The 3,439-nt window shown below is 63.1% G+C and carries 3 protein-coding genes; 2 read left to right on the forward strand and 1 reads right to left on the reverse strand.

Annotated features, from left to right (window positions below):
* The coding region (locus WN73_RS04185; protein WP_271551675.1) for a M10 family metallopeptidase C-terminal domain-containing protein at positions 1–1,536 on the reverse strand (1,536 nt) is incomplete at its 3' end.
* 200 nt (positions 1,537–1,736) lie between these two features.
* On the opposite strand from WN73_RS04185, the gene WN73_RS04190 reads away from it, so the two are divergent.
* Together WN73_RS04190 and WN73_RS04195 are read left to right on the forward strand one after the other, a co-directional pair.
* Positions 1,737–2,039 carry a hypothetical protein gene (locus WN73_RS04190; RefSeq protein WP_271551677.1) on the forward strand — a complete coding sequence of 101 codons (303 nt, stop codon included), beginning with the start codon at positions 1,737–1,739 and terminating at the stop codon, positions 2,037–2,039.
* Positions 2,040–2,200: 161 nt separating this feature from the next.
* Positions 2,201–3,394, forward strand: a complete 1,194-nt coding sequence (locus WN73_RS04195) for a CaiB/BaiF CoA transferase family protein (protein ID WP_271551680.1) — start codon at positions 2,201–2,203, stop codon at positions 3,392–3,394.
* Positions 3,395–3,439: the final 45 nt, after the last annotated feature.

The raw sequence follows: 3,439 nt of genomic DNA on the forward strand, positions 1-3,439 counted from the left end.
TACGATCTCCGTCAGATTTGCAACGTAATTCCCATTCGCGTCGGTGCTCCACACTGTGTAATTGTCAGCACCAGGTATCTTCCAGGCGAAGTCGAACCCGCTTGCAGTCTGTTCCGCGCCTATTGGCACCCATGGAGAAAACTGACCGCTCACGACGGCCACTCCGTTGTACTTCAGCATTGGCCCGGCGCTACCAAGCTCAAAGTTGTTCGCGACTTGGAGCAGACTCGTTAAGCCGAATGACTCGATTGGGACAGGAACTAGCTGGCTGATGAGCATCGCACTCGACAGAGTATTGTCAGCAAACTGGAAGCTATCAACACCATTGACGGTATCTGTACCGTCCGGCGAACCGGAGCGCTGGTCGCTCAAAGTGAAAGTCTGAGTGGCTGCATTGTAAGATATGGCGTAGCTGGCCTCGTTGCCCGAATATACCGCCGTATCGGTGCCCGAGCCACCGATGATAGTGTCGTTGCCGCCGCCGCCGGTGATCGTGTCGTTGCCAGAGCCGCCGTTCAGCGTGTTCGCGATGACGTTGCCGACGATGGTGTCGTTGCCGGAGCCACCGATGGCGTTGTCGATGTAGGAGCGCGCATCGTTGTTGTAGAGATAGGCGTTGTAGACATTGCCCGACGCGTAGTGGCCACTTCCGAGATAGGCCAGCTGAACCGACGAGAACACGGACGAGGCGCCTGGATTGAGGTTGATGCTCAGGTTCGTCGTGTAATTCGACAGGTCGTAGGTATCGACGCCGCCACCATCCCAGATCGTCTCGAAGATGCGGTTGGCCGAGCCGCCGGCGCCGCCATTGTCGGCCGGCTGGCCGACGCCGTTGATGAATTCCTGGCCGGTGGTCGTGCTCCAGGTATAGACGGTGGCCCCGCTCTGGGTCGTGTAGTTCGCGCCATACATCGTCTGCAGCGCGAGGATATCGTTGGCCATATAGGTCTGCGGATATCCATAGACTTCGTTGGTGTAGCCGGTCAGCGGCCCGCCGACATAGCTGCGATAGCTCATGACGGTGTATTCGCTGTCGTCATGCGCGCTTGGCACAGCGACGTTGGCGACGCCACCTGTTTCCTGGCTGTGCTTGAGGCCGAGGGCGTGGCCGAGCTCGTGCAGCGCGGTCGTGAAATAGTAGTTGCCGAGCGCGGCGAGCGAGTAATTGTACTGAGTCCCGAACCAGACATCGCCGCCGGACGCGTAGTTGCCGGGGTAATAGGCGTAGGAGGTCGGATTGGCCGACGGCGACTGCGCGACCATGATGTCGGCGCCGTTCGTGCCCGCGTACTGGATGCTCGCGTTGGTGTAGCCGAGGATCAGCCCGATCGCGTAATTGATCGCCGCCTGCATCTGTATGGGCGCCGAGGCAAAGCCCGACGTCGTCGGCTCACTGCCGCCGCCGGTGTACGGATTGGCGTAGTCGCTGGGCGAGTCCGGAAAGCTATAGGTGATCGTGCCGGACCATTTGACGCCCGACAGCATGCCGTCGATATCTGCGTTGTTGGTCCTACTGACCGTGACGGCGGTGGCCAAGGGAATCTCCGAAGCAGCTAGCCCCGCGCGATTCGGGGCGCGGACAGATGATTCTAGCTTGAGAGTTAAACGTTTGGTTTAAATTGGGCGACCAAGCCCGGCTCTCGTCCATAAGGCCGTGTTAGCCATCATACCCCGTAATCATACGGACCGGGACAAGAACTGAGGTTCCGCTACACGCGTGATCTGCAAGGGAAATCATGAAACTACGTGCACTCTCGGCCGGTCTGTTCGGCGCCCTGGTGGCGATCGCCGGGCCGGACCATCGCCCCTTCGGAGGACTGCCTATCATGGCCGGCAAAGCCAACGCGGACGACAACGGCAAGGCGATACGCGCGCCATCGGTTCCGCCCGCCCGCGACCCCTCGGCGGCGGTCGCCGAGGAATACGAAGCCGCCCGTCGGACGGGAACGCGGGAGGCGTTCGAGCTCTTCATCGCACGCCACGGCGATGACCCTCTGGCCGCGCAGGCGCGTGCCGAGCTGAAACGCCTGCGGCGCTGATCCCTTTCACGCAGCACAGCAAGCTGCGTCAGGCCAGATCAGGTCAGGCAGACCCCCGTCAGGCACTGCATTTCGACAGGCGGCATCCGCGTCGGCCCAGACTTGTCGCACGAGCTTTGGGCACTATGGTAGGCCCGCAATCTGTCCCGGAGCCTTTCAAGATGCCCTTTCCGCATGCCTCGGAAGCCCTGTCGCGCTTCACCGTGCTCGATCTGACCCGTGTCCGGTCCGGGCCCACCTGCGTGCGGCAGCTCGCAGACTGGGGCGCCAACGTGATCAAGATCGATGCGCTGACCGAGGATGCCGGCGGTGAGCAGCCGGGCGGACCGCGGCGGGGCTCCGACTTCCAGAATTTGCACCGCAACAAGCGGGCGATGACGCTGAACCTGAAGGACGAGCGCGGGCTCGCGGTGTTCAAGCGCCTCGCCGCCAAGGCCGATGTCGTGGTCGAGAATTTCCGTCCCGACGTGAAGAAGAAGCTCGGCATCGACTATGACAGCCTCGCCGCGATCAACCCGCGCATCGTCTATGGCAGCATTTCCGGCTTCGGCCAGGACGGCCCCTATCACAAGCGGCCAGGCTTCGATCAGATCGCGCAGGGCATGGGCGGGCTGATGTCGATCACCGGCGCGCCGGGTGAAGGCCCGATGCGGGTCGGCATTCCCGTCGCCGACCTCACCGCTGGCCTGTTCTGCGCCATGGGCATCCTGACCGCGCTGCTCGAACGCGAGGTCTCGGGCAAGGGCCAATGGGTGCAGACCTCGCTGCTCCAGGCCCAGATCTTCATGCTCGACTTCCAGGCCGCGCGCTGGCTGATGGAGAAAGAGGTCGCCAGGCAGGCCGGTAACAACCACCCGACCAGCATCCCGACCGGCGTGTTCAAGACCTCGGACGGCTACATCAACATCGCCACCACCGGCGGGCGGATCTGGGAGCGCTGCGCGCAGGCGATCGGCGCGCCGGAGCTCTACAGCCATCCGGACTATGCGACCGCGCCGGCCCGCTCGAAGAACCGCGACGCGCTCAACGCCGAGATCGAGAAGCGCACCGTGACGAAGTCGACCGAGACGTGGGTCCAGGAGTTCAACGACGCTGGTGTGCCCTGCGGGCCGATCTACGCCATCGACCAGATGTTCGAGGACGCGCAGGTCAGGCATCTCGGCATCGCGCAGGATGTGCCGAGCGACGAGGACCGCCACATCCGCCTGGTCGGCCAGCCCGTGACGCTGTCGCGCACGCCGAGTAAGATGGTGGCGCGGCCACCGGAGTTCGGCGAGCAGACGGAAGAGGTGCTGGCCGAGTTCGGTTTCGGTAAGGAGGAGATCGCGGAGCTCAGGCAGCGCAAGGTGGTGTAAGCGAACGCCGAGGCGCCCGGACTTCGAACCATGAAAAAAGCCCCG

It is taken from the genome of Bradyrhizobium sp. CCBAU 45394 (assembly GCF_028128655.1).
Lineage (GTDB): Bacteria > Pseudomonadota > Alphaproteobacteria > Rhizobiales > Xanthobacteraceae > Bradyrhizobium > Bradyrhizobium diazoefficiens.

Bases quoted from the DNA above. Each gene is read 5' to 3' on its own strand.
- WN73_RS04190 (WP_271551677.1), top strand. From the start codon at position 1,737: ATGAAACTACGTGCACTCTCGGCCGGTCTGTTCGGCGCCCTGGTGGCG.
- WN73_RS04195 (WP_271551680.1), top strand. From the start codon at position 2,201: ATGCCCTTTCCGCATGCCTCGGAAGCCCTGTCGCGCTTCACCGTGCTC.